At 58.6% G+C, this 2,602-nt stretch carries 2 tRNA genes and 2 rRNA genes; all 4 read left to right on the plus strand.

What is annotated here, in order from left to right:
* The first annotated feature begins 215 nt into the window (after positions 1–215).
* Positions 216–1,688, plus strand: a 16S ribosomal RNA gene (locus tag ACVWY8_RS13750).
* Positions 1,689–1,800: 112 nt separating this feature from the next.
* Positions 1,801–1,874, plus strand: a tRNA-Ile gene (locus ACVWY8_RS13755).
* 89 nt (positions 1,875–1,963) lie between these two features.
* Positions 1,964–2,039, plus strand: a tRNA-Ala gene (locus ACVWY8_RS13760).
* A 233-nt stretch (positions 2,040–2,272) separates the two neighbouring features.
* Positions 2,273–2,602: ribosomal RNA gene (locus ACVWY8_RS13765) — 23S ribosomal RNA — on the plus strand; the annotation flags it as partial.

Genomic DNA, 2,602 nt, shown 5'->3' on the forward strand with positions numbered 1-2,602 from the left:
AAAAATTTTGGGTTGGATATCTTGACGGGGTGGTGGGGGTGGGGATAGGGTAGTAAAGCGCCACAAGGCCACCCAGCCCCGGCGCCCCAGAACCTTGACAAGTAACTCGTTCAGTCAACCATCGCCAAGCAGCACAGCAGGCTCCCTGAGTCGGCTGGTGGCTGCATATTCAACCCTGTCAAGTTTCCATTTTTCCAGAGACAAGCTCTTGAATTGACACGGAGAGTTTGATCCTGGCTCAGGATGAACGCTGGCGGTATGCTTAACACATGCAAGTCGCACGGACACCTTCGGGTGTTAGTGGCGGACGGGTGAGTAACACGTAGGAATCTACCCTCAGGCGGGGGATAACAGCTGGAAACGGCTGCTAATACCCCATACAGGCGGAAGCTGAAAGGAGCAATCCACCTGAGGATGAGCCTGCGTCGGATTAGCTAGTTGGTGGGGTAATGGCCTACCAAGGCGACGATCCGTAGCGGGTCTGAGAGGATGGCCCGCCACACTGGGACTGAGACACGGCCCAGACTCCTACGGGAGGCAGCAGTGGGGAATTTTCCGCAATGGGCGCAAGCCTGACGGAGCAATACCGCGTGAGGGAGGAAGGCCCTTGGGTTGTAAACCTCTTTTCTGGGGGACGAAAGCTGACGGTACCCCAGGAATAAGCCTCGGCTAACTCCGTGCCAGCAGCCGCGGTAAGACGGAGGAGGCAAGCGTTATCCGGAATTATTGGGCGTAAAGGGTACGTAGGCGGCTGGTCAAGTCTGGGGTCAAAGGCCACAGCTCAACTGTGGGAAGGCCCTGGAAACTGACCGGCTAGAGTGAGGTAGGGGTTGCGGGAATTCCCGGTGTAGCGGTGAAATGCGTAGAGATCGGGAAGAACACCTGAGGCGGAAGCGCGCAACTGGGCCTCAACTGACGCTGAGGTACGAAAGCTAGGGGAGCGAATGGGATTAGATACCCCAGTAGTCCTAGCCGTAAACGATGGACACTAGACGTTGGCCGTATCGACCCGGTCAGTGTCGGAGCTAACGCGTTAAGTGTCCCGCCTGGGGAGTACGCACGCAAGTGTGAAACTCAAAGGAATTGACGGGGGCCCGCACAAGCGGTGGAGCATGTGGTTTAATTCGATGCAACGCGAAGAACCTTACCAGGGCTTGACATGCCGCGAACCCTGCGGAAACGTGGGGGTGCCTTCGGGAGCGCGGACACAGGTGGTGCATGGCTGTCGTCAGCTCGTGTCGTGAGATGTTGGGTTAAGTCCCGCAACGAGCGCAACCCTTGTTCCTAGTTGCCAGCATTGAGTTGGGCACTCTAGGGAGACTGCCGGTGACAAACCGGAGGAAGGTGAGGATGACGTCAAGTCAGCATGCCCCTTACGCCCTGGGCTACACACGTGCTACAATGGCGCGGACAAAGGGTCGCGAGCGCGCGAGCGTGAGCCAATCCCAAAAACCGCGTCTCAGTTCAGATCGCAGGCTGCAACTCGCCTGCGTGAAGGCGGAATCGCTAGTAATCGCAGATCAGCATGCTGCGGTGAATACGTTCCCGGGCCTTGTACACACCGCCCGTCACACCATGGGAGCTGGCCATGCCCGAAGTCGGAGCACCCGCCGAAGGCAGGGCTGGTGACTGGGGTGAAGTCGTAACAAGGTAGCCGTACCGGAAGGTGCGGCTGGATCACCTCCTTTTAGGGAGACCTACCTTGGGGCATCTGAGAGGAGTCAGGCCACCGAAGGTCATCCCAGGTCGGTCGGGGTTGAAGGGATGGTTGACTGGGGTTCTGGAGGGGAACCGAGGGGAGGGCTATTAGCTCAGGTGGTTAGAGCGCACCCCTGATAAGGGTGAGGTCCCTGGTTCGAGTCCAGGATGGCCCACTGTTTGTCCTGGAGAAGGGAGAGCTAGCAAGCTAGAGGCGAGCTGGCCAAGCTGAGGGCAAAGCCAGAGGGTGGGTGCAGTCTGGATTGGGGGTATAGCTCAGCTGGTAGAGCGCTGCCTTTGCACGGCAGAAGTCAGCGGTTCGAGTCCGCTTACCTCCACCACTTTGGTGAGGAGCGGGGAAGGGGTTCTCCAGTTGGATAGGTTGACGACCGGGCTAGGGGTTTGGGTCCGAGCACAAGCCTCCAGCCGGGTTGAGCCGGCCAGCACTTTGAAAACTGCATAGCAAGAGAGCAGCATGCTTCTGGGTTGAGCCCTCCGAGCCTTGGCTTGGGGGAAGCAGCAGCAACCTGGGGGCATGAGGCAGGTAGAACACCAATGTTACGTGAGGTGAAAAGGTCAAGTCAGTTAAGGGCGCACGGTGGATACCTAGGCACGCAGAGGCGAGGAAGGGCGTGTTACCGACGAAACGCTGCGGGGAGCTGGACAAAAGCGGTGATCCGCAGGTTCCCGAATGGGGCAACCCGGCAAGGCGCAAGCCTTGTCACCTTTGGCTGAATCCATAGGCCAAAGGGGCGAACGCGGCGAACTGAAACATCTTAGTAGCCGCAGGAAAAGAAAACAAAAGTGATTTCCTCAGTAGCGGCGAGCGAACGGGAAAGAGCCTAAACCGCTCAGCTACGGCTGGGCGGGGTTGTGGGACGGCCAAACGGCAGCCGGCGGGCTA

The organism is Thermostichus sp. OS-CIW-32, from assembly GCF_054060415.1.